This is a genomic window from Pseudomonas sp. MF4836, assembly GCF_002018875.1.
In the GTDB taxonomy this organism is placed as follows: domain Bacteria; phylum Pseudomonadota; class Gammaproteobacteria; order Pseudomonadales; family Pseudomonadaceae; genus Aquipseudomonas.
In genome coordinates, this window is record NZ_MVOL01000003.1 from 194194 (window position 1) to 215854 (window position 21661).

Genomic DNA, 21661 nt, shown 5'->3' on the forward strand with positions numbered 1-21661 from the left:
TTTGCATGACTATTGCCTTGGGAGCCCACTGACATGGAGCGGTTGATCCGCCTGTTCGCCGCACTGATTCGCTGGGGGCTTGGGCTTTGCGCGGTGCTGCTGGTGCTGACTGCGCTGTACGTCAGTCTCGGCCGCGAGCTGACCCCGCTGGTCGCCGAATACCGTGCCGAAGTCGAGGACAAGGCGCAGCAGGCGTTGGGCCTGCCCGTGCACATCGGCGCCCTGGAAGGCAGCTGGAACGGTTTGTCACCGGTGCTGGTGGCCCGTGACGTGATGGTTGGTGAAAGTGCCAATGCCTTGCGCCTGGACCAGGTGCGGGTCGCGCCGGACGTGCTGGCCAGCCTGCTGGCGTGGGAGGTGCGCATCGGCCGCCTCGAGCTCAACGGCCTGAACCTGAATCTCAAGGAAAACTCCGACGGCCGTTGGCAGCTGGAAGGCTTGCCGATGCAGCAGGACCAGCCGCTGGACCCCGAGCAACTGCTCAATCGCATGCAAATGGTCGCCCGGCTGTCGGTGCTCGACAGCCAGGTGACCCTGCAGCCGCTCGATCATGGGCCGATCAGCCTGACCTATGTCGGCCTTGAGCTGAGGACCGGCGCCAGCCGTCAAAGCCTGGAGGCGCGCCTGACCCTGCCTGACGGCCAGCCGGTGGCGCTCAACCTGCAAACCCGGATCCGGGCTAGCCAGTGGCGCGATGGGCAGGCCGATGCCTACTTGAGCCTGCCGCAAAGTGACTGGGCGCGCTGGTTGCCGGCCCGCTTGAGCCAACAGTGGAAGCTGTCCGAGCTCAAGGCGGGCGGCGAGTTCTGGCTGAGCTGGGGCGAGGGAACCGTGCAAAGTGCCGTGGTGCGCCTCAATGCTCCTCAGGTCAGCGGCGCCTACGCCGAACGCAAGCCGGTGACCCTGAAAAACCTGGCGCTCAATGCCTACTTCCAGCGCAGTGATAAAGGTTTCAGCGTACTGCTCGATTCCCTGGCCCTGAACCTGGGCGAGACGCGCTGGCAGTCGCGCATCCAGTTGCAACAGACCCATGCGGCGGAGCAGGTGCAGGAGCTGTGGCACCTGCAGGCCGATCGCCTGGACCTGACCCCACTGACCCCGCTCATCGATGCCCTGGCACCGTTGCCGGAAGGGGTGGCCAAGGCGGTCGATGCGCTGAAGGTCACGGGTGTCATGCGCAATGTGCTGCTCGACTACCGTCCGCAAGAAACCGGCGATCAACGCCTGAGCTTTGCCGCCAACCTGGAACGGGTCGGGTTCGATGCCTACTACGGGGCACCGGCGGCGCGTAACGTGAGCGGCAGCATCAGCGGCGACCTGGGCCAGGGCGAGCTGCGCATGGACAGCAAGGATTTTTCCCTGCACCTCTATCCCATCTTCGCCAAGCCCTGGCAGTACATTCAGGCCAATGCCCGGCTGACCTGGAAGCTCGACAAACAAGGTTTCACCCTGGTTGCGCCGTACCTCAAGGTGCTGGGCGAGGAGGGCAAGATCGCCGGCGACTTCCTGATCCGCCTGCATTTCGACCACACCCAGGAAGACTACATGGACCTGCGGGTCGGCCTGCTGGAGGGGGATGGGCGCTACACTGCCAAGTACCTGCCGCAGGTGTTGAGCCCGGCGCTGGACGAGTGGTTACGGACCGCGATCCTCAAGGGCGCGGTCGACGAAGGCTTCTTCCAGTACCAGGGCTCGCTGAATCACGGCGCCCTGGATACCGCCCGCAGTATTAGCCTGTTCTTCAAGGTGCATGACGCCGAACTGGCGTTCCAGCCGGGCTGGCCCCATGTCGGCAAAGTCAGTGGCGATGTGTTAATCGAAGACAGCGGTGTGCGCATCCTGGCCAGCAAGGGGCAGTTGCTCGACACCCAGGTACGTGATGTCTACGTCAACATCCCCCATGTGCCCAGCGGGCAGATCAGCCATATGTACCTCGATGGCGAGTTTGCCGGTGGGCTGGGCGACGGCCTGAAAATTCTCCAGGACGCACCGATCGGTACCGGTTCGACCTTTGCCGGCTGGCAAGGCGAGGGCGACCTCAAGGGCAAGCTGAAGCTGGATATTCCCCTGGCCAAGGGTGACGAGCCGAAGATCCTGGTGGACTTCAAGACCGATAAATCCCGCTTGAAACTCAGTGAGCCGGAGCTGGAGCTGACCCAACTCAAGGGCGACTTCCGGTTTGACAGCAGCAAGGGCCTGAGCGGCCAGGACATCAGTGCCCAGGCGTTCGAGCGTCCGGTGACGGCGCAGATCTTCGCGGACGGCAAGGGCGGCAAGCTCAGTACACGGGTGGTCGCCAAAGGTCAGGTCGCGGTCAAAAAACTCACCGACTGGCTGAAGGTCGGCCAGCCGTTGCCGGTGTCCGGTGAAGTGCCCTATCAACTGCAATTGACCCTGGATGGCGCCGACAGCCAGATGATGGTCAGTTCCAGCCTCAAAGGGCTGGCGGTGGATCTGCCGGCACCCTTCGGCATGCCTGCCAGCATGGGTCGCGACAGCGTGTTCCGCATGACCTTGCAAGGCGCCGAACGGCGTTACTGGTTCAAATACGGCGAGCTGGCCGACTTTACCTTTGCCGCGCCTGGCAGCAATTTCGCCGCCGGTCGTGGCGAGCTGTTCCTGGGCAGTGGCGAGGCGATCCTGCCGGTCGCCAAAGGCCTGCGGATTCGCGGGGTGTTGTCCGAGCTGGACGTGGAACCGTGGAAGGCCCTGGTCGATCGTTACGCCGGACAGGACCCTGGCGGCAGCGCCAAGCAACTGCTGAGCGGAGCAGAGTTCAAGGTCGGCAAACTCAGTGCATTCGGTACCACCCTGGATCAGGTCAGCCTGCAGTTGCAGCGCAAACCGGCTGCCTGGGCCTTGCAGATCGACAGCCAGCAGGCCAAGGGCAATGTCGGGATTCCCGATGCCAAGTCCGCACCGATGGCGATCAACATGCAGTATGTGCGACTGCCGGCGGCGGACCCGACGGCGCAGGCCGACGAAAACGCCCCGGACCCGCTGGCCTCGGTCGACCCCAAGCAAGTCCCGGCGCTGGATATTTCCATCGCTCAGTTGTTCCAGGGGCCCGACTTGATCGGCGCCTGGGCGCTCAAGGTTCGGCCAACGCCCAAGGGCATGGCCTTCAACAGCCTGGACCTGGGCCTCAAGGGCATGGTGTTGCAGGGTGACGGCGGCTGGGAAGGCCAGGCCGGTACCAGCAACAGCTGGTTCAAGGGGCGCCTGGGGGGCAAGAACCTGGCAGACGTGCTCAAGGGCTGGGGCTTTGCACCGACGGTGACCAGTGAGGATTTCCATCTGGATGTCGACGGTCGCTGGCCGGGCTCGCCGGCCTGGGTCGGCCTCAAGCGCTTCTCCGGCACCCTCGACGCGACCTTGCGCAAGGGCCAGTTCGTGGAAGTCGAAGGGGGCGCGCAGGCGCTGCGGGTATTTGGCCTGCTCAACTTCAACTCCATCGGCCGGCGCTTGCGCCTGGACTTCTCCGACCTGTTCGGCAAGGGCTTGAGCTACGACCGGGTGAAGGGTTTGCTGGTGGCGAGCAATGGTGTCTATGTGACCCGCGAACCCATCACCCTGGCCGGACCCTCGAGCAACCTGGAGCTCAATGGCACCCTGGACATGGTGGCTGACCAGGTGGATGCCAAGCTGCTGGTGACCTTGCCGGTGACCAACAACCTGCCGATTGCGGCTTTGATCGTCGGGGCGCCGGCGATCGGTGGTGCGCTGTTTCTGATCGACAAGCTGATCGGTGACCGTGTGGCGCGCTTTGCCAGTGTCAAATACAACGTCAAGGGGCCATGGAAAGAGCCGAAAATCACCTTCGACAAGCCCTTTTGAGAAACCACGGCCCAGGCCCATGGAGTAGCATGGCCGCATCCCCCATTCGGAGTGCGCCATGTCTCTTGCGGTGATTCAAATGGTCAGCCAGAGCGATGTGCTGGCCAATCTGCAGGCGGCTCGCCGCCTGCTCGAACAAGCCGCCGCCGGTGGCGCAAAGCTGGCGGTGCTGCCGGAAAACTTCGCCGCCATGGGCCGCCGCGACGCCGCAGCCATTGGGCGCGCCGAAGCCTTGGGCGAAGGCCCGATCCTGCCCTGGTTGAAACAGACCGCTTGCGACCTCAAGTTATGGATAGTCGCCGGCACGTTGCCCCTGCCGCCGGTGGATCAGCCGCAGGGCAAGGCCAATGCCTGCTCGCTGCTGGTGAATGAGCACGGTGAGACGGTGGCGCGCTACGACAAGCTGCACTTGTTTGATGTTGATGTGGCAGACAATCGTGGGCGTTACCGCGAATCGGATGACTATGCTCATGGAGAGCGAGTGGTGGTGGCCGATACCCCGGTCGGTCGTGTAGGCCTGTCGGTGTGTTACGACCTGCGTTTCCCCGAGCTGTACAGCGAACTGCGTGCGGCCGGGGCCGAGCTGATCACCGCGCCGTCGGCCTTTACCGCAGTCACCGGGGCCGCGCATTGGGAGGTGCTGATACGGGCCCGGGCCATCGAAACCCAGTGCTACCTGCTGGCGGCCGCCCAGGGTGGTACTCATCCGGGGCCTCGGGAGACCCATGGCCATGCCGCCATCGTCGACCCTTGGGGACGGGTGCTGGCACAGCAGGATCAAGGCGAGGCCGTGCTGCTGGCCGAACGCGATAGCAGCGAACAGGCGTCCATACGGGCGCGGATGCCGGTGGCCAGTCACCGGCGCTTTTTCTCGCAAGGCGCGCAGCGACTTGCATAAGAACGACGAATTTAAGGCCAAAGCATATGAGCGGGTTGTTGTCCTCAGTCAGTGAACACCTTTTAGCCCCCGGCGGCGTGACCATCGAAAGCCTGCAAGGCGTGCTTGGCGATCTGGCCGGCCCGGGCATCGATGCGGCAGACCTGTATTTCCAGGGTCAGATCTCCGAGTCCTGGTCCCTGGAAGACGGCATCGTCAAGGAAGGCAGCTTCAATCTCGACCAGGGCGTTGGCGTGCGGGCGCAGTCCGGTGAAAAAACCGGCTTTGCCTACAGCAATGCCATCACCCTGGAAGCCCTGGGCCTGGCCGCCCGCGCCGCGCGTTCGATTTCCCGTGCCGGACAAAACGGCAGCGTGCAGGCGTTCAGCACCCAGGACGTGGCCCAGTTGTACGCGCCGGACAACCCCCTGGAAGTCATCAGCCGCGCCGAAAAGGTCGAGCTGCTCAAGCGCATCGATGTGGCGACCCGGGCCCTGGACCCACGGATCCAGCAGGTCAGCGTGAGCATGGCCGGGGTCTGGGAACGCATTCTCGTTGCGTCCACCGATGGCAGCCTGGCGGCGGATGTGCGCCCGCTGGTGCGCTTCAACGTCAGCGTGATCGTCGAGCAGAACGGCCGTCGCGAGCGCGGTGGCCACGGCGGTGGCGGGCGTACCGACTACCGTTATTTCCTCGCCGAAGACCGTGCCATGGGCTATGCCCGTGAAGCTCTGCGCCAGGCCCTGGTCAACCTGGAAGCCATCCCGGCTCCGGCCGGCACCTTGCCGGTGGTCCTGGGGTCAGGCTGGTCGGGGGTGCTGCTGCACGAAGCGGTCGGCCACGGCCTGGAAGGCGATTTCAACCGCAAGGGCAGTTCAGCCTACAGCGGGCGCATGGGCGAAATGGTTGCCTCCAAGCTTTGCACCATTGTCGACGACGGCACCCTGGCCGGGCGCCGCGGCTCGCTGACCGTGGATGACGAAGGCACGCCGACCGAGTGCACGACCCTGATCGAAAACGGCGTCCTCAAGGGCTACATGCAAGACAAACTCAATGCCCGGTTGATGGGCGTGGCCCGCACCGGCAACGGTCGCCGTGAGTCTTACGCGCACCTGCCGATGCCACGCATGACCAACACCTACATGCTGGCTGGCGAAAGCGACCCAGAAGAAATCATCGCCTCGGTCAAACGCGGCATCTACTGCGCCAATTTGGGGGGCGGCCAGGTGGATATCACCAGCGGCAAGTTTGTGTTCTCCACCAGCGAGGCGTACCTGATCGAAGACGGCAAGATCACCGCACCGGTCAAAGGCGCGACCCTGATCGGCAATGGCCCGGAAGCCATGAGCAAGGTGTCGATGGTCGGTAATGACCTGTCACTGGACAGCGGGGTAGGGACCTGTGGCAAGGATGGGCAGTCGGTACCGGTAGGTGTCGGTCAGCCAACCTTGAAAATCGACGCGATCACCGTGGGTGGCACGGGGTCCTGATAGCGACGCTTGAAAACCTGCGAGCTGCGGGTGGGCTGCAAGGCAACCCACCTGGTCAAGGCTTCAGCGCAGACCGCGTTGAGTCTCGTCCAGCTCGCGGATGTACTTGAAGATTTTACGGCTCGACGCCGGTGGCTTGTTATGCGCCAGTTCGTGCTGGGCCTGACGGATCAGGGAGCGCAATTGCTGGCGATCAGCCTCGGGGTAGTCGATGACAAACTTCTCCAGCACGCCGTCATCGCCTGCGATCAAGCGATCGCGCCAGCGTTCCAGGCCGTGGAAGCGTTCGTTGTACTGCCGGGTGGAGGCATCGAGTTGATCGAGCAAGACCAGAATGGCGGCAGTGTCCTGATCGCGCATCAGCTTGCCGATGAACATGAGGTGCCGTTTACGCGCGATATTCGCGGTGTGCTTGGGCGCATCGGCCAGGGCCCGGCGCATGGCGTCGGTCAAAGGCAGTTTTGCCAGCAAGTCAGGCTTGAGTGTTGTAAGGCGCTCGCCGAGGTCAACCAGAGCATGCAGCTCGCGTTTGACCTGGGATTTGCTTTTCTCCCCATCGAGGGAGTCGTCGTAAGAATCAACCATGGTGGCAGTCCGCAAAGAAACGCCGCCATGATAACCAGTCGGGGGCCGCTTGTCCGGCCCGGTCGCTCGAAGGCCTTAACCGAAAGCAGAATTTGAGTGGAGAACACCATGAGTGCAGCAGAAAGCGTCGGCCCACAAGCTTTGCCGGCACTGCAGGAACAAGTCGAGCAGATCATTGCCGAAGCCAAGCGCCAGGGCGCCAGTGCCTGTGAAGTGGCGGTGTCCCTGGAGCAGGGCCTGTCGACCTCGGTGCGCCAGCGCGAAGTCGAGACCGTGGAGTTCAACCGCGACCAGGGCTTTGGCATCACCCTCTATGTGGGGCAGCGCAAAGGCTCGGCCAGCACCTCGGCCAGTGGCCCGGATGCGATCCGCGAAACCGTGGCCGCCGCGTTGGCCATCGCCAAGCACACCTCGGAAGACGAGGCCTCGGGCCTGGCCGATGCGTCCTTGATGGCCACCAACCTGCAGGATTTCGACCTGTTTCACGCCTGGGACATCACTCCCGAACAAGCCATTGAACAGGCCCTGGCCTGCGAAGCGGCGGCCTTTGCTGCCGACAGCCGGATCAAGAATGCCGATGGCACCACCTTGAGCACCCATCAAGGCTGCCGCGTGTATGGCAACAGCCATGGGTTTGTCGGCGGTTACGCCTCGACTCGTCATAGCCTGAGCTGCGTGATGATCGCTGAAGCCGATGGCCAGATGCAGCGCGACTATTGGTACGACGTGAGCCGCCAGGGCGAATTGCTGGCTGACCCGGTCAGCATCGGTCAGCGCGCTGCACAACGGGCCGCGAGCCGCCTGGGCGCGCGCCCGGTCCCGACCTGTGAAGTGCCGGTGCTGTTCTCCGCGGAGCTGGCCGGCGGCCTGTTCGGCAGTTTCCTGGGGGCGATTTCGGGTGGCAATCTGTACCGCAAGTCATCGTTTCTCGAAGGCGCCCTGGGCCAGCAGTTGTTCCCGCAGTGGCTGACCATCGATGAGCGGCCGCACCTGATGCGCGCCATGGGCAGCTCGGCGTTCGACGGCGACGGCCTGGCCACCTATGCCAAGCCGTTCGTTCAGGACGGCGAGCTGGTGTCCTACATCCTCGGCACCTATTCCGGTCGCAAACTCGGCCTGCCCAGCACCGCCAACGCCGGCGGCGTGCACAACCTGTTCATCACCCATGGCGATGAAGACCAGGCGGCACTGCTGCGGCGCATGGGGCGCGGACTGTTGGTGACCGAGCTGATGGGACACGGCCTGAATATGGTCACTGGCGATTACTCCCGCGGCGCGGCCGGGTTCTGGGTCCAGAACGGCGAGATCCAGTTCGCAGTCCAGGAAGTGACCATTGCCGGCAATATGCGTGACATGTTCAAGCAGATCGTCGCCGTAGGTAACGATCTGGAGCTGCGTAGCAACATCCGCACCGGCTCGGTACTGATCGAACGCATGACCGTCGCCGGCAGCTAAACGCTCCTGCTGTCACCGAAACGCGCCTTCCTTTGCGGGATGGCGCGTTTTTTTTGCTCGGGATTTACCGGTGATCTGCGCTGTGAATTCCGGCATGTGGCTGCAACCCGTCGCGGCGGATTCTGCAATGGCCGAGACGGCCGTGCTTGTTTTGATTCTCAATATCATTTAATAATAAATCTCATTATTGAATGAGCCCAGGTCATGAGTTCTGCCTTGCACGAGCAGCCTTACCTCGAAAGCTGGCGCTGGATGAGTCGCCAGATCCGTTGCGCCCTCGATCCGGACGAGCCGCGTCTGATCGAGCATTACCTGGCCGAAGGGCGCTATCTGGCCTGTTGCACGGCTACCTCGCCCTGGACCGTGGCCGAAACTTCTTTGCGGCTCCTGCTCGACACCGCCGCCGATACGGCCCTGCCCTGGCATTGGCGCAGCCAGTGCATGGACCAGGCCTGGCGGCCGTTGCGCGATCTGGAGCGCCTGTCCCTGTGCAAATGCCGGCTCAAACGCTGGCAAAGCTATGCCTGGCAGTTGGCGACCTGCTCGCTGCAGCCTTCCATCCCTCTGAATGAACTGGTGCAAGGATTTCCCGATGAGTAATACCCGTATCGAACGCGACAGCATGGGCGAGTTGCAGGTCCCGGAGCAGGCGCTGTATGGCGCCCAGACCCAGCGCGCGGTGGATAACTTTCCGATCAGCCACCAACGCATGCCGGCGCAGTTCATTCGCGCCTTGATCCTGGCCAAGGCCGCAGCGGCCCGGGCCAACGTCGAGCTCGAGCAAATCAGCCCAGCCCAGGGCAAGGCTATCGTCGACGCCGCCCAGGGCTTGCTGGAAGGCGACTACATGCAGCATTTCCCGGTGGATATCTTCCAGACCGGCTCCGGCACCAGCTCCAACATGAACGCCAACGAAGTGATCGCGACGCTGGCCAGCCGCCTGCTGGGTAAGCCGGTCAACCCCAATGACCACGTGAACTGCGGGCAGAGCAGCAACGACATCATCCCCACCACCATCCATGTCAGCGCGGCACTGACCCTGCATGAGCAGTTGCTGCCGGCGCTGCTGCACCTGGTGCAGGTCATCGAACGCAAGGCCGTGGAGGTGCACCCGTTCATCAAGACTGGTCGCACCCACCTGATGGACGCCATGCCGGTGCGCATGAGCCAGGTCCTGGAAGGTTGGGCGCAGCAACTCAAGGCCAATATCGGCCACCTGCAGGACTTGCTGCCAAGCCTGCAAGCCCTGGCCCAGGGCGGCACTGCGGTGGGCACCGGGATCAACGCTCACCCGCAATTTGCCGCGCGCTTCAGCCAGCAACTGAGCAAGCTGACCCAGGTGCAATTCACTCCGGGTAAAAACCTGTTCGCCCTGATCGGCTCCCAGGACACCGCCGTTGCGGTTTCCGGTCAGCTCAAGGCGGTTGCCGTGTCCCTGATGAAAATTGCCAACGACCTGCGCTGGATGAACTCGGGGCCCCTGGCCGGCCTCGGTGAAATCGAGCTGGAAGCCTTGCAGCCGGGCAGTTCGATCATGCCGGGCAAGGTCAATCCGGTGATTCCTGAAGCCACGGCCATGGTTGCGGCGCAGGTGATCGGCAACGATTCGGTGATTACCGTCGCCGGCCAGTCGGGCAACTTCGAATTGAACGTGATGCTGCCGATCATTGCGCAAAACCTGCTGAGCAGCATCGAGTTGATGGCCAATGCCAGCCGCCTGCTGGCGGACAAGGCCATCGCCAGCTTCAAGGTCAACGAGGCCAAAATCAAAGAAGCGTTGGCGCGCAACCCGATCCTGGTCACCGCGCTGAACCCGATCATCGGTTACCAGAAGGCCGCCGAGATCGCCAAGACCGCTTACAAGCAAGGGCGCCCGGTCATCGACGTGGCGCTTGAATACACCGACCTGTCGCGCAGCCAACTGGAAGTTCTGCTGGATCCGGAAAAGCTCACCGCGGGCGGCGTTTAACCCCCCCCGTCACTGCTTTGGAGGCTCACCATGGAGCACTGGAAACGCACGATCGAAAGGGCCAATCGCTTCTTCACCCAAGGCGATCTGGTGGACGCTCGCGAGTATTACCTGCAGGCGCTGGCCCTGGCCCAGGTGTTGTTCGAGCGTTGGTCGAATGCCGACGAAGCGGTGGCGGCCTGCGTCATTTCCCATCACAACCTGGCGGATCTGCATCTGCGCCTGAACCAGCCGGAGGAGAGCGCGGAGTACCTGTGCGCCATCCATCAGCGGCTGTTGCAGACCATGCAGGATGCGCGCCTGGCCCCGGCCTTGCGCGAGGCGGCATTGCGCCAGAGCAGCAAGACCTATGTCGAGCTGCTCAATTTCATCAGCGAGCACGGCGAATACCCGCGTACCCACCGCTTGCTGGAGAGCAATGTCGCGCAACTGGCCTCCGGCCCCGCGACCTCGAACGGCCCTTATTACGGAGTACATTGATATGTCTTTTACCTTGCCTGCCTTGCCCTACGCCTATGACGCCCTGGAACCGCATATCGATGCGCAGACCATGGAAATCCACTACACCAAGCACCACCAGACCTACATCAACAACCTCAACGCGGCTGTCGAAGGCACCGAGTGGGCTGACTGGTCGGTAGAAAAGCTGGTGGCCAGCGTTCAGCAGTTGCCGGAAAAACTGCGTGCCGCGGTGATCAACCAGGGCGGCGGACATGCCAACCACTCATTGTTCTGGGCAGTCATGGCGCCCAATGGCGGTGGCAAGCCGGAGGGCGACCTGGGGCGTGCAATCGACGAGCAGTTGGGGGGCTTCGAGAGTTTCAAGGAAGCCTTCACCAAAGCCGCACTGACCCGCTTTGGCAGCGGCTGGGCCTGGCTCAGCGTGACGCCGCAAAAGACCCTGGTGGTGGAAAGCAGCGGTAACCAGGACAGCCCGCTGATGAACGGCAATACGCCGATCCTCGGCCTGGACGTGTGGGAGCACGCCTACTACCTGCGCTACCAGAACCGTCGCCCGGAATACATCAACGCGTTCTACAACGTCGTCCATTGGCCGGAAGTCGCTCAGCGCTACCAGGCCGCGCTGGTTTGAACCCTCACCATAAAAAGATCTAAGGCCGACTATGGGCACTGAAACACTGGCGATCAGCAGCGTGCGAATGTTTCGTTATGCGTTTGGTTCGTTGTTGCTGTTGGCGGGTACCGCATTGCTGGTGGCCAAGGGCCTGAGCTGGCTGGATCTGGAGCCGAAACTATTGCGGGCCCTGGAAGGCGGGGCGCTCTGTGCCTTGGGCACAGCACTGGGGGCGGTCCCGGTGCTGGTCATTCGCAAGATGCCCCAGGCGCTCAACGACACGCTGCTGGGTTTCGGTGCCGGGGTGATGCTTGCGGCGACGGCGTTTTCCCTGATTGTGCCGGGAATTGCCGCCGCCACGAGCCTTGGCCTGTCGCCCTGGGGCTCCAGCGGACTGATCAGCCTGGGCATCATGCTCGGTGCCTTCGGCCTGTTTCTGGTGGACCGCAAGGTCTCGGGGGCCAGCCCGGAAATGCTGGTTGGCACACCGGGGCATCCGGTGATTCCTCCGCGTATCTGGCTGTTTGTGTTCGCGATCATCGCCCACAACATCCCGGAAGGCATGGCGGTGGGGGTGTCTGCCGGTGGCGGCATGCCCGACGCCGACAGCCTGGCCATGGGCATCGCTTTGCAGGATGTGCCGGAGGGCCTGGTCATCGCGCTGGTGTTGGCGGGGGTCGGGATGTCGCGGGTCAAGGCATTCCTGATTGGCGCGGCCTCAGGCCTGGTCGAACCGGTGTTTGCCTTGCTCTGCGCCTGGCTGGTGAGCCTGGCCGAGATCCTGTTGCCCCTGGGCCTGGCACTGGCCGCAGGCGCCATGTTGCTGGTGGTGACCCACGAAGTGATTCCCGAGTCGCGGCGCAACGGTCACGAGAAGCTTGCGAGCCTGGGGCTGTGCATCGGTTTCTGTCTGATGATGGTGATGGATACGGCGCTGGCCTGACGAGCTAAATAGAGGCCTGGCCTGGTGCGCGTCGGCTGGACAGTCGACGCGCCGAGGGCGTTGCTTACTCGCCTTCGTCGAAATAATTGTTGATCAATGCCACCAGCGCATCCAGCGCTTCCTGCTCTTGCTCGCCTTCGGTTTTCAGATGAATGCGGGTGCCTTTGCCTGCCGCCAACATCATCATTGCCATGATGCTTTTACCGTCGACCATGGAGTCCGGAGTCCTGCCCGCCCTGATCTGGCACGGAAACTGGCCGGCCACACCGACAAATTTTGCAGAAGCCCGGGCATGCAAGCCCAGTTTGTTGATGATTTCAATTTCCAGAGCAGGCATCGCGGTGGTGGTCCTTTCAGCTAAGGTCGCGGTGGCGAACCTGGACGTTCTTCAGGGATTGTTGCAGGACCTGGCCCAGGCGTTCGGTCAGGTAGACCGAGCGGTGATGCCCGCCCGTGCAGCCAATGGCAATAGTGACGTAAGCGCGGTTGCTGGCGGCAAAGCGTGGCAACCATTTGAGCAGGTAGCTGGAGATATCCTGGAACATGTCTTCGACATCGGGCTGTGCGGCCAGATAATCGGCTACAGGCTGGTCCAGTCCTGACTGGTCGCGCAATTCGGGCTTCCAGTAGGGATTGGGCAGGCAGCGCACGTCGAACACCAGGTCGGCATCCACCGGCATGCCCCGCTTGAAGCCAAAGGACTCCACCAAAAACGCGGTGCCCGGCTCCGGCTGGTTCAGCAGGCGCAACTTGATGGTGTCGCGCAGCTGATACAGGTTCAGATTAGTGGTGTTGATGGTCAGGTCGGCCAGGTCGACGATCGGGCCCAGGAGTTGGGTTTCGTCCTGAATCGCCTCGGCCAGGGAGCGATTGGCGCTGCTCAGCGGGTGGCGGCGGCGGGTTTCCGAGAACCGCTTGAGCAGGGTCTCCTCGTCGGCGTCCAGGTACAGCACATCGCACTGGATGTGCCGGCTGCGCACTTCTTCCAACAGCTCGGGGAAGCGTGACAGGTGGCTTGGCAGGTTGCGCGCATCGATCGATACCGCCACCAGCGGTTGCGCCAGCTCGGTGTGGATCAACGCACGCTCGGCCAACTCCGGCAGCAGGCCTGCCGGCAAGTTGTCGATGCAGTAGTAGCCGTTATCCTCCAGGACAGCGAGGGCGGTACTTTTACCGGAGCCGGAGCGGCCGCTGACAATGATCAAGCGCATGGTTACTGACCGTTCTGCTCGTCCAGGACTACCTGATACAGGGCTTGGTTGCTGTCGGCGCTGCGCAGCCTGTCACGCACTTCCTTGCGATCAAGCATGCTGGCGATCTGCCGCAGCAGTTCCAGGTGCGCATCGGTGGCAGCTTCGGGGACCAGCAGTACGAACAGCAGGTCGACCGGAGCGCCGTCGATGGCGTCGAAATCGATGGGAGCGTCCAGGTGCATCAACGCACTGATGGGCGACTCGCAGCCTTTGAGGCGGCAATGTGGAATGGCGATGCCGTTGCCAAAACCGGTGGAACCGAGTTTTTCACGGGCAATCAGGCTCTCGAAGACATCCTGCATCTCCAGATCCGGCACTTCACGGCTGATCAGGTTGGCAATTTGTTCGAGGGCGCGTTTTTTACTGCCGCCCGGCACGTTCACGAGGGAACGGCCGGGGGTCAGGATACTTTCAAGTCGGATCATGGGAGGGGAGTGTTAGCGACCCGTGCCTTGGAGAAGGTGGAGTTGCTTTTCCTTATGCTTTTTCAGTTGGCGGTCCAGCTTATCCGTGAGCAGGTCGATCGCGGCATACATATCGTCATGTTCTGCATTGGCGACAACCTCCCCACCGTGGATGTGCAAGGTGGCTTCGATTTTCTGCTTCAGTTTCTCGACAGCCATCGTTACCTGCACATTGGTAATCTTGTCAAAGTGCCGCTCCAGTCGGTCGAGTTTTTCGCCGATGTAAGCGCGCAGGGGCTCGGTCACTTCCAGTTGGTGTCCACTGATGTTGACTTGCATACAGCTTCTCCTTCGTTGCCAGTGCATAAAGCGGCAGGCTGGGTTGCCTGCCACTGGAACGCTGTGGCGAGCCCGGCGGTTACATCAACCGCTTCCGTTCGCTGGAAGGCGCGATCCCAAGGGATTCGCGGTACTTGGCGACGGTACGACGGGCTACCTGAATGCCTTGTGCCTCCAGTAAACCAGCGATCTTGCTGTCACTCAACGGCTTTTTCTGATTTTCCGCGGCCACCAGTTTTTTGATGATCGCGCGAATCGCCGTGGACGAGCATTCACCGCCTTCGGAGGTACTTACGTGGCTGGAGAAAAAGTATTTCAGTTCATAAATACCCCGTGGGGTATGCATGAATTTTTGCGTGGTCACCCGGGAAATCGTCGATTCGTGCATGCCCACCGCTTCGGCGATGTCGTGCAGGACCAACGGCTTCATCGCTTCGTCGCCGTACTCGAGGAAGCCGCGCTGATGCTCGACGATCTGGGTCGCGACTTTCATCAGGGTTTCGTTGCGGCTTTGCAGGCTCTTGATGAACCAGCGGGCCTCTTGCAGCTGATTGCGCATGAAAGTGTTGTCGGCGCTGCTGTCGGCACGGCGCACGAAGCCTGCGTACTGCGGGTTGACCCGCAGGCGCGGTACTGATTCCTGGTTCAGCTCGACCAGCCAGCGCTCGTTGTCCTTGCGTACGATCACGTCAGGGACCACGTACTCGGCCTCGGCAGACTCGATCTGCGAGCCGGGACGCGGGTTCAGACTCTGTACCAGTTCGATAACCTGGCGCAGCTCGTCTTCCTTGAGCTTCATGCGGCGCATCAGTTGGCTGTAGTCGCGGCTGCCCAGCAGGTCGATGTAGTCGCTGACCAGGCGTTGTGCCTCGCTCAGCCAAGGCGTCTTGGCTGGCAGCTGGCGCAGTTGCAGCAACAGGCACTCACCCAGGGTGCGTGCGCCGATGCCGGCCGGCTCGAATTGCTGGATGCGGTGCAGGACGGCTTCGATCTCGTCCAGCTCGATGTCCAGCTCCGGATCGAAGGCTTCGAGGATTTCCTCGAGGGTTTCGTCCAGGTAGCCCTGGTTATTGATGCAGTCGATCAGGGTTACGGCAATCAGGCGGTCGGTGTCGGACATCGGCGCCAGGTTCAGTTGCCACAGCAGGTGGCTCTGCAGGCTTTCGCCGGCCGAGGTGCGGGTGGTGAAGTCCCACTCGTCATCATCGTTGCTGGGCAGGCTGCTGGCGCTGGTCTGGTAAACGTCTTCCCAGGCGGTATCCACTGGCAATTCGTTGGGAATGCGCTCGTTCCACTCGCCGTCCTCGAGGTTGTCCACCGTGGGGGCGGTTTCCTGGTAGGAGGGTTCCTGGATGTCGGTGTTGGGTTTTTGCTCGGCGTTGTCGGCCAGAGGGTCGGTGTTGTCGAAGTCGTCGCCTTCTTCCTGGCGTTCGAGCATCGGATTGGACTCCAAGGCCTCCTGGATTTCCTGTTGCAGGTCCAGGGTCGACAATTGGAGCAGGCGGATGGCCTGTTGCAGCTGCGGTGTCATCGTCAGCTGCTGGCCCATTCTCAGGACTAGCGATGGTTTCATGGCAGGGGCTTAACACCTTATTCGCCGGCGCACATGCGCCATCCACTACAGGGCGCGTGAGCGCCAAACATAAGCAAATTATATGCCTGAAACTGAAGTGTTTGCCTAGAGCGCGGTAACAATAAAATTTGTAGGGATTTATTGAAGGTGGCGCTCTGGCGACTAGCCAAACACCTCAGTGCTTACAGGCGGAACTCATGGCCCAGATACACTTCCTTGACCAATTCGTTGGCCAGGATGGTTTCGGGCGTGCCCTCGGCGATCAGCTGACCGTCGCTGACGATGTAGGCGGTTTCGCAGATATCGAGGGTTTCCCGGACATTGTGGTCGGTGATCAGTACACCAATGCCCTTGGCCTTGAGGTGATGGATGATCTGCTTGATGTCGCCGACCGAGATCGGGTCCACGCCGGCGAAAGGTTCGTCGAGCAGGATGAATTTCGGCGATGTGGCCAGGGCGCGGGCGATTTCCACCCGGCGGCGTTCACCACCGGACAGGCTCATGCCGAGGTTGTCGCGAATGTGGTGGATGTGGAACTCCTGGAGCAGGCTTTCCAGTTCCTTGCGGCGGCCGGCCTTGTCGAGCTCCTTGCGGGTCTCGAGGATGGCCATGATGTTGTCGGCGACCGACAGCTTGCGAAAGATCGACGCTTCCTGGGGCAGGTAGCCGATGCCGGCACGGGCGCGGCCGTGCATGGGCTGGTGGCTGACGTCGAGGTCGTCGATCAGCACACGGCCCTGATCGGCCTGGACCAGGCCGACGATCATGTAGAAGCAGGTGGTCTTGCCGGCGCCGTTGGGGCCGAGCAGGCCGACGATCTGACCGCTGTCGATGGACAGGCTGACGTCACGCACGACCTGACGGCTCTTGTAGCTCTTGGCCAGATGCTGAGCTTTCAGAGTTGCCATTACTGGGCCTTTTGCTCGTCAGTTTTCTTTTTCGGCTGGATGACCATATCGATCCGCGGACGTGGCGCGGTGACCGAGCTGCCATTGGCGCGACCGGCGTTGGCGACCTGCTTGACGGTGTCGTAGACGATTTTCTCGCCTTCGGTGGTGTTGCCGTCGTTGATCACCTTGGCCTTGTCGATCAGTACGATGCGGTTTTGCGCAGCGTGGTACTGAATGGTCACGGCGTAGGCCTGTACCGGTTTGGGGTCGGTGGCTTTCTGCAACTGCTCGAAATACGCCAGGTTGCCCACCGAGGTCACCACGTCGATTTCACCGGACGCGGTGCGGGTGATGGTCACGGTATTGCCGGTGATCTTCATCGAGCCCTGGGTGATGATCACATCGCCCTTGTAGGTGGCGATGCCCTGGCGGTCATCGAGTTGCGCGTCATCGGCCTGAATACGGATAGGTTGTTGGCTATCGTTCGGCAGAGCCCAGGCGCTCACGCTTCCCAGTGCTGCGCCCAGACTGAGCAAAATAGGGAGGGTTTTAACGAGCCTCATACTGTCCTCTTACGTTCGATAGCAGGTTCATCCTGCCGTCTTTCAAATACGCTTTCATTCCCTTGGCCGTAGTCACGCCCCCGGCGCCGTCGATTCTAACGGCTTGCTCGGTCTGCGCATATTGCTTCTGCGGGAATACTGTCATGCGGGTAGTGGTAATCAGTACCGTGCGATTTTTCTCATCGGTGCGTGCGACCCGTACCGAATCGATCAGCTCGACTTCAGTGCCGTCCGGGTTGACCTCGCCGCGTTCGCTCTGGACATGCCAGGGAAAGGTGGTGCCGCGGTACATCTGCAGGTCCGGCTTGGTCAGCAGGGTAACTTCGGTGGCCTTCAGGTGCTCGACCTTGTCGGACGTCATCTCGTACTGCATTTTGCCGTCGGGCAGGTACTGCACGCTGCGGGCGTTGACCGCGTAATAGTCGATGGCGCTCTCGTCGACCTGTGCCACTGGCTTGTCGAGGAAGCGTTCCGGACTGATATTCCAGTAGCCGACGGCCGCGAACAACGCGGCAAGGACCCCGAACAGCAGAATGTTGCGAATCTTTTTGCTCAGCATAAAAGGCTCTATAAGTAGGCGGCGTTGGCCGCTTCAAGGCTGCCTTGGGCGCGCAGGATCAGCTCGCAGAATTCGCGCGCGGCACCTTCGCCGCCACGGGCCTGGGTGATGCCGTGGGCGTGTTCGCGGACGAAACTTGCAGCATTGGCCACGGCCATGCCCAGGCCGACGCGGCGGATTACCGGCAAGTCCGGCAGATCGTCACCGAGGTAGGCGACCTGGTCATAGCTTAGGCCGAGTTGGCCAAGTAGCTCGTCGAGTACCACCAGCTTGTCTTCGCGGCCTTGGTACAGATGGGGAATTCCCAGGTTCTTGGCCCGGCGCTCGACCACCGGAGTCTTGCGTCCGCTGATGATTGCGGTCTGCACGCCAGCGGCCATCAGCATCTTGATGCCCTGGCCGTCGAGGGTGTTGAAGGTCTTGAACTCGCTGCCGTCTTCGAGGAAGTACAGGCGACCGTCGGTCAGTACGCCGTCGACGTCAAAAATCGCCAGCTTGATGTTTTTGCCACGTTGCAGCAGGTCGGCACTCATCACATTACTCCGGCACGCAGCAGGTCGGACAGGTTGAAGGCGCCGATAGGTCGGTCCTCCTTGTCCACCACTACCAGTGCGTTGATTCGATGGTCTTCCATGATTTTCAGCGCTTCGGCTGCCAGCATATCGGCACGAGCGGTCTTGCCATGAAGGGTCATGACTTCATCGATGGTCGCATGGTGGATATCAATGGTGCGATCCAGGGTGCGGCGCAGGTCACCGTCCGTGAAGATCCCGGCCAGGCGCCCGTCGGCCTCGATGATCGCGGTCATGCCCAGGCCCTTGCGGGTCATTTCCATGAGCGCGTCCTTGAGCAGGGTGCCGCGTTGCACCAGGGGCAGTTCGCTGCCGGCGTGCATCACGTTCTCGACTTTCAGCAGCAGGCGACGACCCAGGGCGCCGCCCGGATGGGAAAACGCGAAGTCTTCGGCGGTAAAGCCGCGGGCTTCCAGCAGTGCCACGGCCAGGGCGTCGCCCATGACCAGGGCGGCAGTGGTGGAAGAGGTCGGCGCCAGGTTCAGCGGGCAGGCTTCGTGTTCAACGTGGACGTTGAGATTGACCTCGGCGGCCTTGGCCAGCGGTGAGTCCGGGTTGCCGGTGAGGCTGATGAGCTGGATGCCCAGGCGCTTGATCAGCGGCAACAGGGTCACGATTTCATTGGTCGAGCCCGAATTGGACAGGGCCAGGATTACGTCGTCCCGGGTAATCATGCCCATGTCGCCATGGCTGGCTTCGGCCGGGTGGACAAAAAACGCCGTGGTGCCGGTGCTGGCCAGGGTCGCGGCGATCTTGTTGCCGATATGCCCGGATTTGCCCATGCCGACCACGACTACGCGGCCTTTGCTGGCCAGAATCATCTCGCAAGCGCGTACGAAATCAGCGTCGATAAGGGGCAGCAGGGCTTCTACTGCTTCAACTTCGAGGCGGATGGTGCGTTGTGCCGATTGAATCAGGTCGCTGGATTGGCTCATGTCAGAAATCGTATAGCCTGATGAAAAGGCGGCGATTATAGCGGTAATGATCAATTCCCTCACGCAAGTTCGTCAGCCTTTCTTGGGGGTAACTAAGGAAAGGCCTGGTTTTTTGCCTGTCGTGTGGCTGAATAGCCGAGGCTTCGGCCTTGGGGGCTCCGTATCAGCAATGATATAGTTCGCCGCCAGTTCGGCCTGCCCCGGGTGAATCAACTCCCGGCAGGGAGCCTAGCGCCCGAGTGATAGGCTGCATCGCAAGGAGTTTAGATGAGTGCCGATAACGCCTACGCGGTCGAGCTGAAGGGGCTGTCCTTCAAGCGCGGTACGCGCAGCATCTTCAATAACGTGGATATTCGTATTCCGCGGGGCAAGGTCACCGGGATCATGGGGCCTTCCGGTTGCGGAAAGACCACCCTGCTGCGCCTGATGGGCGCGCAATTACGCCCCAGCGCCGGTGAAGTGTGGGTCAACGGCCAGAATCTGCCGGAGCTCTCACGCAGCGACCTGTTCGACGCACGCAAGCAAATGGGCGTGCTGTTCCAGAGTGGCGCGCTTTTTACCGATCTGGACGTGTTCGAGAACGTTGCATTCCCGCTGCGGGTCCATACCCAGCTGCCGGATGAAATGATCCGCGACATCGTCCTGCTCAAGCTGCAGGCGGTCGGGCTGCGTGGCGCCATCGAATTGATGCCCGATGAGCTGTCCGGCGGCATGAAGCGTCGCGTGGCATTGGCCCGGGCGATCGCCCTGGACCCGCAGATCCTCATGTATGACGAGCCGTTCGTGGGCCAGGACCCGATTGCCATGGGGGTTCTGGTGCGCCTGATTCGCCTGCTCAACGACGCGCTGGGCATTACCAGCATCGTTGTGTCACACGATCTTGCAGAAACCGCGAGCATTGCCGATTACATCTATGTGGTCGGCGATGGCCAGGTATTGGGGCAGGGCACGCCCGATGAGCTGATGGGGTCCGATAATCCGCGCATCCGCCAGTTTATGAAAGGCGACCCCGACGGTCCGGTACCCTTTCACTTTCCAGCGCCGGACTACCGCGCAGATCTTCTGGGGAAGCGCTGATGCGCAAGATATCTTTAGTGGAGAGGGTTCGCCTCTTCGGTCGTTCGGGCATCGATGTGGTTTCGGTGCTAGGGCGTTCCACGCTGTTTCTGTTTCACGCCTTGCTGGGGCGCGGCGGCATCGGCGGCAGTTTTGGCCTGTTGATCAAGCAACTGCATGCCGTGGGCGTGATGTCGCTGGTGATCATTGTGGTCTCCGGGGTATTCATCGGCATGGTGTTGGCGCTGCAAGGCTTCAATATCCTGTCCAGCTACGGGTCGGAGCAGGCAGTAGGGCAGATGGTCGCCCTGACGCTGTTGCGCGAACTGGGGCCGGTGGTGACTGCGCTGCTGTTCGCCGGGCGTGCCGGATCGGCGCTGACGGCGGAAATCGGCAACATGAAATCTACTGAGCAGCTGTCCAGCCTGGAAATGATTGGCGTGGACCCGCTCAAATACATCGTCGCCCCGCGTTTGTGGGCCGGCTTCATTTCCCTGCCGTTGCTGGCGATCATTTTCAGCGTGGTCGGGATCTGGGGTGGTTCGTGGGTGGCCGTCGATTGGTTGGGAGTCTATGAGGGTTCCTACTGGTCGAACATGCAAAATAGCGTGACGTTCAGCGGTGACGTGCTCAATGGTGTTATTAAAAGCATTGTCTTTGCGTTCGTCGTGACATGGATCGCCGTATTCCAAGGTTATGACTGTGAGCCCACTTCAGAAGGGATCAGTCGTGCCACTACCAAGACCGTGGTGTATGCCTCATTGGCTGTACTCGGCCTGGACTTTATTCTGACCGCCTTGATGTTTGGAGATTTCTGATGCAAAACCGCACCCTGGAAATCGGTGTCGGCCTTTTCTTGCTGGCTGGCATCCTGGCTTTGCTGTTGCTGGCGCTGCGGGTCAGTGGCCTGTCCCCGAGCGCAGCCACCGATACTTATAAACTTTATGCCTATTTCGACAATATCGCCGGTTTGACTGTCAGAGCCAAAGTGACCATGGCCGGTGTGACCATCGGCAAGGTCACGGCTATCGATCTGGATCGCGACAGTTTCACCGGTCGTGTGACGCTGCAAGTGGAAAAGCGCGTAGATAACCTGCCGACTGACTCCACTGCATCTATTCTCACGGCTGGCCTGTTGGGTGAGAAATACATCGGTATCAGCGTCGGTGGGGAAGAAGCCTTGCTCAAGGATGGCGGGACCATCCATGACACCCAGTCGTCGCTGGTACTTGAGGACCTGATCGGTAAATTCCTGCTCAATACCGTTAGCAAAGACGCCAAATGAG

At 61.6% G+C, this 21661-nt stretch carries 23 protein-coding genes; 12 read left to right on the forward strand and 11 right to left on the reverse strand.

Annotated features, from left to right (window positions below):
- The first annotated feature begins 33 nt into the window (after window positions 1-33).
- The 3 genes from MF4836_RS07600 to tldD are packed head-to-tail and all read left to right on the forward strand — an operon-like array spanning window position 34 to window position 6204.
- Window positions 34-3837 (forward strand): YhdP family protein, encoded by a 3804-nt coding sequence (locus MF4836_RS07600; RefSeq protein WP_078469837.1) that lies wholly within the window; start codon window positions 34-36, stop codon window positions 3835-3837.
- A gap of 58 nt (window positions 3838-3895) precedes the next feature.
- Window positions 3896-4735, forward strand: coding sequence for a carbon-nitrogen hydrolase family protein (locus MF4836_RS07605; RefSeq protein ID WP_078469838.1), 840 nt, complete (start codon window positions 3896-3898; stop codon window positions 4733-4735).
- A gap of 26 nt (window positions 4736-4761) precedes the next feature.
- On the forward strand, window positions 4762-6204 hold the full coding sequence (gene tldD, locus MF4836_RS07610) for a metalloprotease TldD (RefSeq protein ID WP_020297130.1): 1443 nt from the start codon (window positions 4762-4764) through the stop codon (window positions 6202-6204).
- Window positions 6205-6267: 63 nt separating this feature from the next.
- On the opposite strand, the gene yjgA is transcribed toward tldD, so the two are convergent.
- Window positions 6268-6789, reverse strand: a complete 522-nt coding sequence (gene yjgA / locus MF4836_RS07615) for a ribosome biogenesis factor YjgA (RefSeq protein ID WP_020297131.1) — start codon at window positions 6787-6789, stop codon at window positions 6268-6270.
- Window positions 6790-6897: 108 nt separating this feature from the next.
- Here yjgA and pmbA point away from each other — a divergent pair, with 108 nt between their 5' ends.
- The 6 genes from pmbA (at window position 6898) to MF4836_RS07645 (ending at window position 12231) form a co-directional block, all read left to right on the forward strand.
- Complete coding sequence (gene pmbA / locus MF4836_RS07620; RefSeq protein ID WP_078469839.1) at window positions 6898-8244, forward strand: metalloprotease PmbA; 1347 nt, start codon at window positions 6898-6900, stop codon at window positions 8242-8244.
- A 204-nt stretch (window positions 8245-8448) separates the two neighbouring features.
- A complete protein-coding gene (locus MF4836_RS07625; RefSeq protein ID WP_020297133.1) occupies window positions 8449-8844 on the forward strand; it encodes a hypothetical protein in 396 nt (131 codons plus the stop codon).
- Entirely contained in the window at window positions 8837-10213 is a 1377-nt protein-coding gene (locus MF4836_RS07630; protein WP_078469840.1) for a class II fumarate hydratase, read from the forward strand. The genes MF4836_RS07625 and MF4836_RS07630 overlap by 8 nt, the downstream gene beginning before the upstream one ends.
- A gap of 30 nt (window positions 10214-10243) precedes the next feature.
- The gene (locus MF4836_RS07635) at window positions 10244-10693 is read left to right on the forward strand and encodes a hypothetical protein (RefSeq protein WP_020297135.1); all 450 of its coding nucleotides are present in this window, start codon (window positions 10244-10246) and stop codon (window positions 10691-10693) included.
- Window position 10694: 1 nt separating this feature from the next.
- On the forward strand, window positions 10695-11306 hold the full coding sequence (locus tag MF4836_RS07640; protein ID WP_020297136.1) for a superoxide dismutase: 612 nt from the start codon (window positions 10695-10697) through the stop codon (window positions 11304-11306).
- A gap of 31 nt (window positions 11307-11337) precedes the next feature.
- Entirely contained in the window at window positions 11338-12231 is an 894-nt protein-coding gene (locus MF4836_RS07645) for a ZIP family metal transporter (protein ID WP_078469841.1), read from the forward strand.
- A gap of 64 nt (window positions 12232-12295) precedes the next feature.
- On the opposite strand, the gene MF4836_RS07650 is transcribed toward MF4836_RS07645, so the two are convergent.
- The 10 genes from MF4836_RS07650 to MF4836_RS07695 all read right to left on the reverse strand — a co-directional run bounded on the left by MF4836_RS07650 (window position 12296) and on the right by MF4836_RS07695 (window position 19319).
- Window positions 12296-12568, reverse strand: coding sequence for an HPr family phosphocarrier protein (locus MF4836_RS07650; RefSeq protein ID WP_078469842.1), 273 nt, complete (start codon window positions 12566-12568; stop codon window positions 12296-12298).
- Window positions 12569-12584: 16 nt separating this feature from the next.
- Window positions 12585-13442, reverse strand: a complete 858-nt coding sequence (gene rapZ, locus MF4836_RS07655; protein ID WP_020297139.1) for an RNase adapter RapZ — start codon at window positions 13440-13442, stop codon at window positions 12585-12587.
- Between the two features lie 2 nt (window positions 13443-13444).
- Window positions 13445-13909: a PTS IIA-like nitrogen regulatory protein PtsN gene (gene ptsN / locus MF4836_RS07660; RefSeq protein WP_020297140.1), complete on the reverse strand. Its 465-nt coding sequence runs from the start codon at window positions 13907-13909 to the stop codon at window positions 13445-13447.
- A gap of 12 nt (window positions 13910-13921) precedes the next feature.
- The gene (gene hpf / locus MF4836_RS07665; RefSeq protein WP_016966642.1) at window positions 13922-14227 is read right to left on the reverse strand and encodes a ribosome hibernation-promoting factor, HPF/YfiA family; all 306 of its coding nucleotides are present in this window, start codon (window positions 14225-14227) and stop codon (window positions 13922-13924) included.
- A gap of 79 nt (window positions 14228-14306) precedes the next feature.
- Entirely contained in the window at window positions 14307-15800 is a 1494-nt protein-coding gene (locus MF4836_RS07670; RefSeq protein WP_020297141.1) for an RNA polymerase factor sigma-54, read from the reverse strand.
- 182 nt (window positions 15801-15982) lie between these two features.
- Window positions 15983-16708, reverse strand: a complete 726-nt coding sequence (gene lptB, locus MF4836_RS07675; RefSeq protein WP_078469843.1) for an LPS export ABC transporter ATP-binding protein — start codon at window positions 16706-16708, stop codon at window positions 15983-15985.
- Window positions 16708-17253: a lipopolysaccharide transport periplasmic protein LptA gene (gene lptA / locus MF4836_RS07680; protein ID WP_043229373.1), complete on the reverse strand. Its 546-nt coding sequence runs from the start codon at window positions 17251-17253 to the stop codon at window positions 16708-16710. The genes lptB and lptA overlap by 1 nt, the downstream gene beginning before the upstream one ends.
- Window positions 17240-17812 (reverse strand): LPS export ABC transporter periplasmic protein LptC, encoded by a 573-nt coding sequence (gene lptC / locus MF4836_RS07685; protein ID WP_078469844.1) that lies wholly within the window; start codon window positions 17810-17812, stop codon window positions 17240-17242. Before lptC ends, lptA begins: the two co-directional genes overlap by 14 nt.
- An 8-nt stretch (window positions 17813-17820) precedes the next feature.
- Window positions 17821-18345 (reverse strand): KdsC family phosphatase, encoded by a 525-nt coding sequence (locus tag MF4836_RS07690; protein WP_020297145.1) that lies wholly within the window; start codon window positions 18343-18345, stop codon window positions 17821-17823.
- Window positions 18345-19319, reverse strand: a complete 975-nt coding sequence (locus tag MF4836_RS07695) for a KpsF/GutQ family sugar-phosphate isomerase (protein ID WP_020297146.1) — start codon at window positions 19317-19319, stop codon at window positions 18345-18347. The genes MF4836_RS07690 and MF4836_RS07695 overlap by 1 nt, the downstream gene beginning before the upstream one ends.
- Window positions 19320-19586: 267 nt before the next feature.
- Between MF4836_RS07695 and MF4836_RS07700 the strand changes: the two genes are divergently transcribed.
- From MF4836_RS07700 to mlaD, 3 genes are read left to right on the forward strand one after another with little or no spacing between them, the layout of a single operon-like run.
- Entirely contained in the window at window positions 19587-20396 is an 810-nt protein-coding gene (locus MF4836_RS07700; RefSeq protein ID WP_020297147.1) for an ATP-binding cassette domain-containing protein, read from the forward strand.
- On the forward strand, window positions 20396-21193 hold the full coding sequence (mlaE, locus tag MF4836_RS07705) for a lipid asymmetry maintenance ABC transporter permease subunit MlaE (protein WP_020297148.1): 798 nt from the start codon (window positions 20396-20398) through the stop codon (window positions 21191-21193). Before MF4836_RS07700 ends, mlaE begins: the two co-directional genes overlap by 1 nt.
- Entirely contained in the window at window positions 21193-21660 is a 468-nt protein-coding gene (gene mlaD / locus MF4836_RS07710) for an outer membrane lipid asymmetry maintenance protein MlaD (RefSeq protein ID WP_020297149.1), read from the forward strand. The genes mlaE and mlaD overlap by 1 nt, the downstream gene beginning before the upstream one ends.
- Window position 21661: the final 1 nt, after the last annotated feature.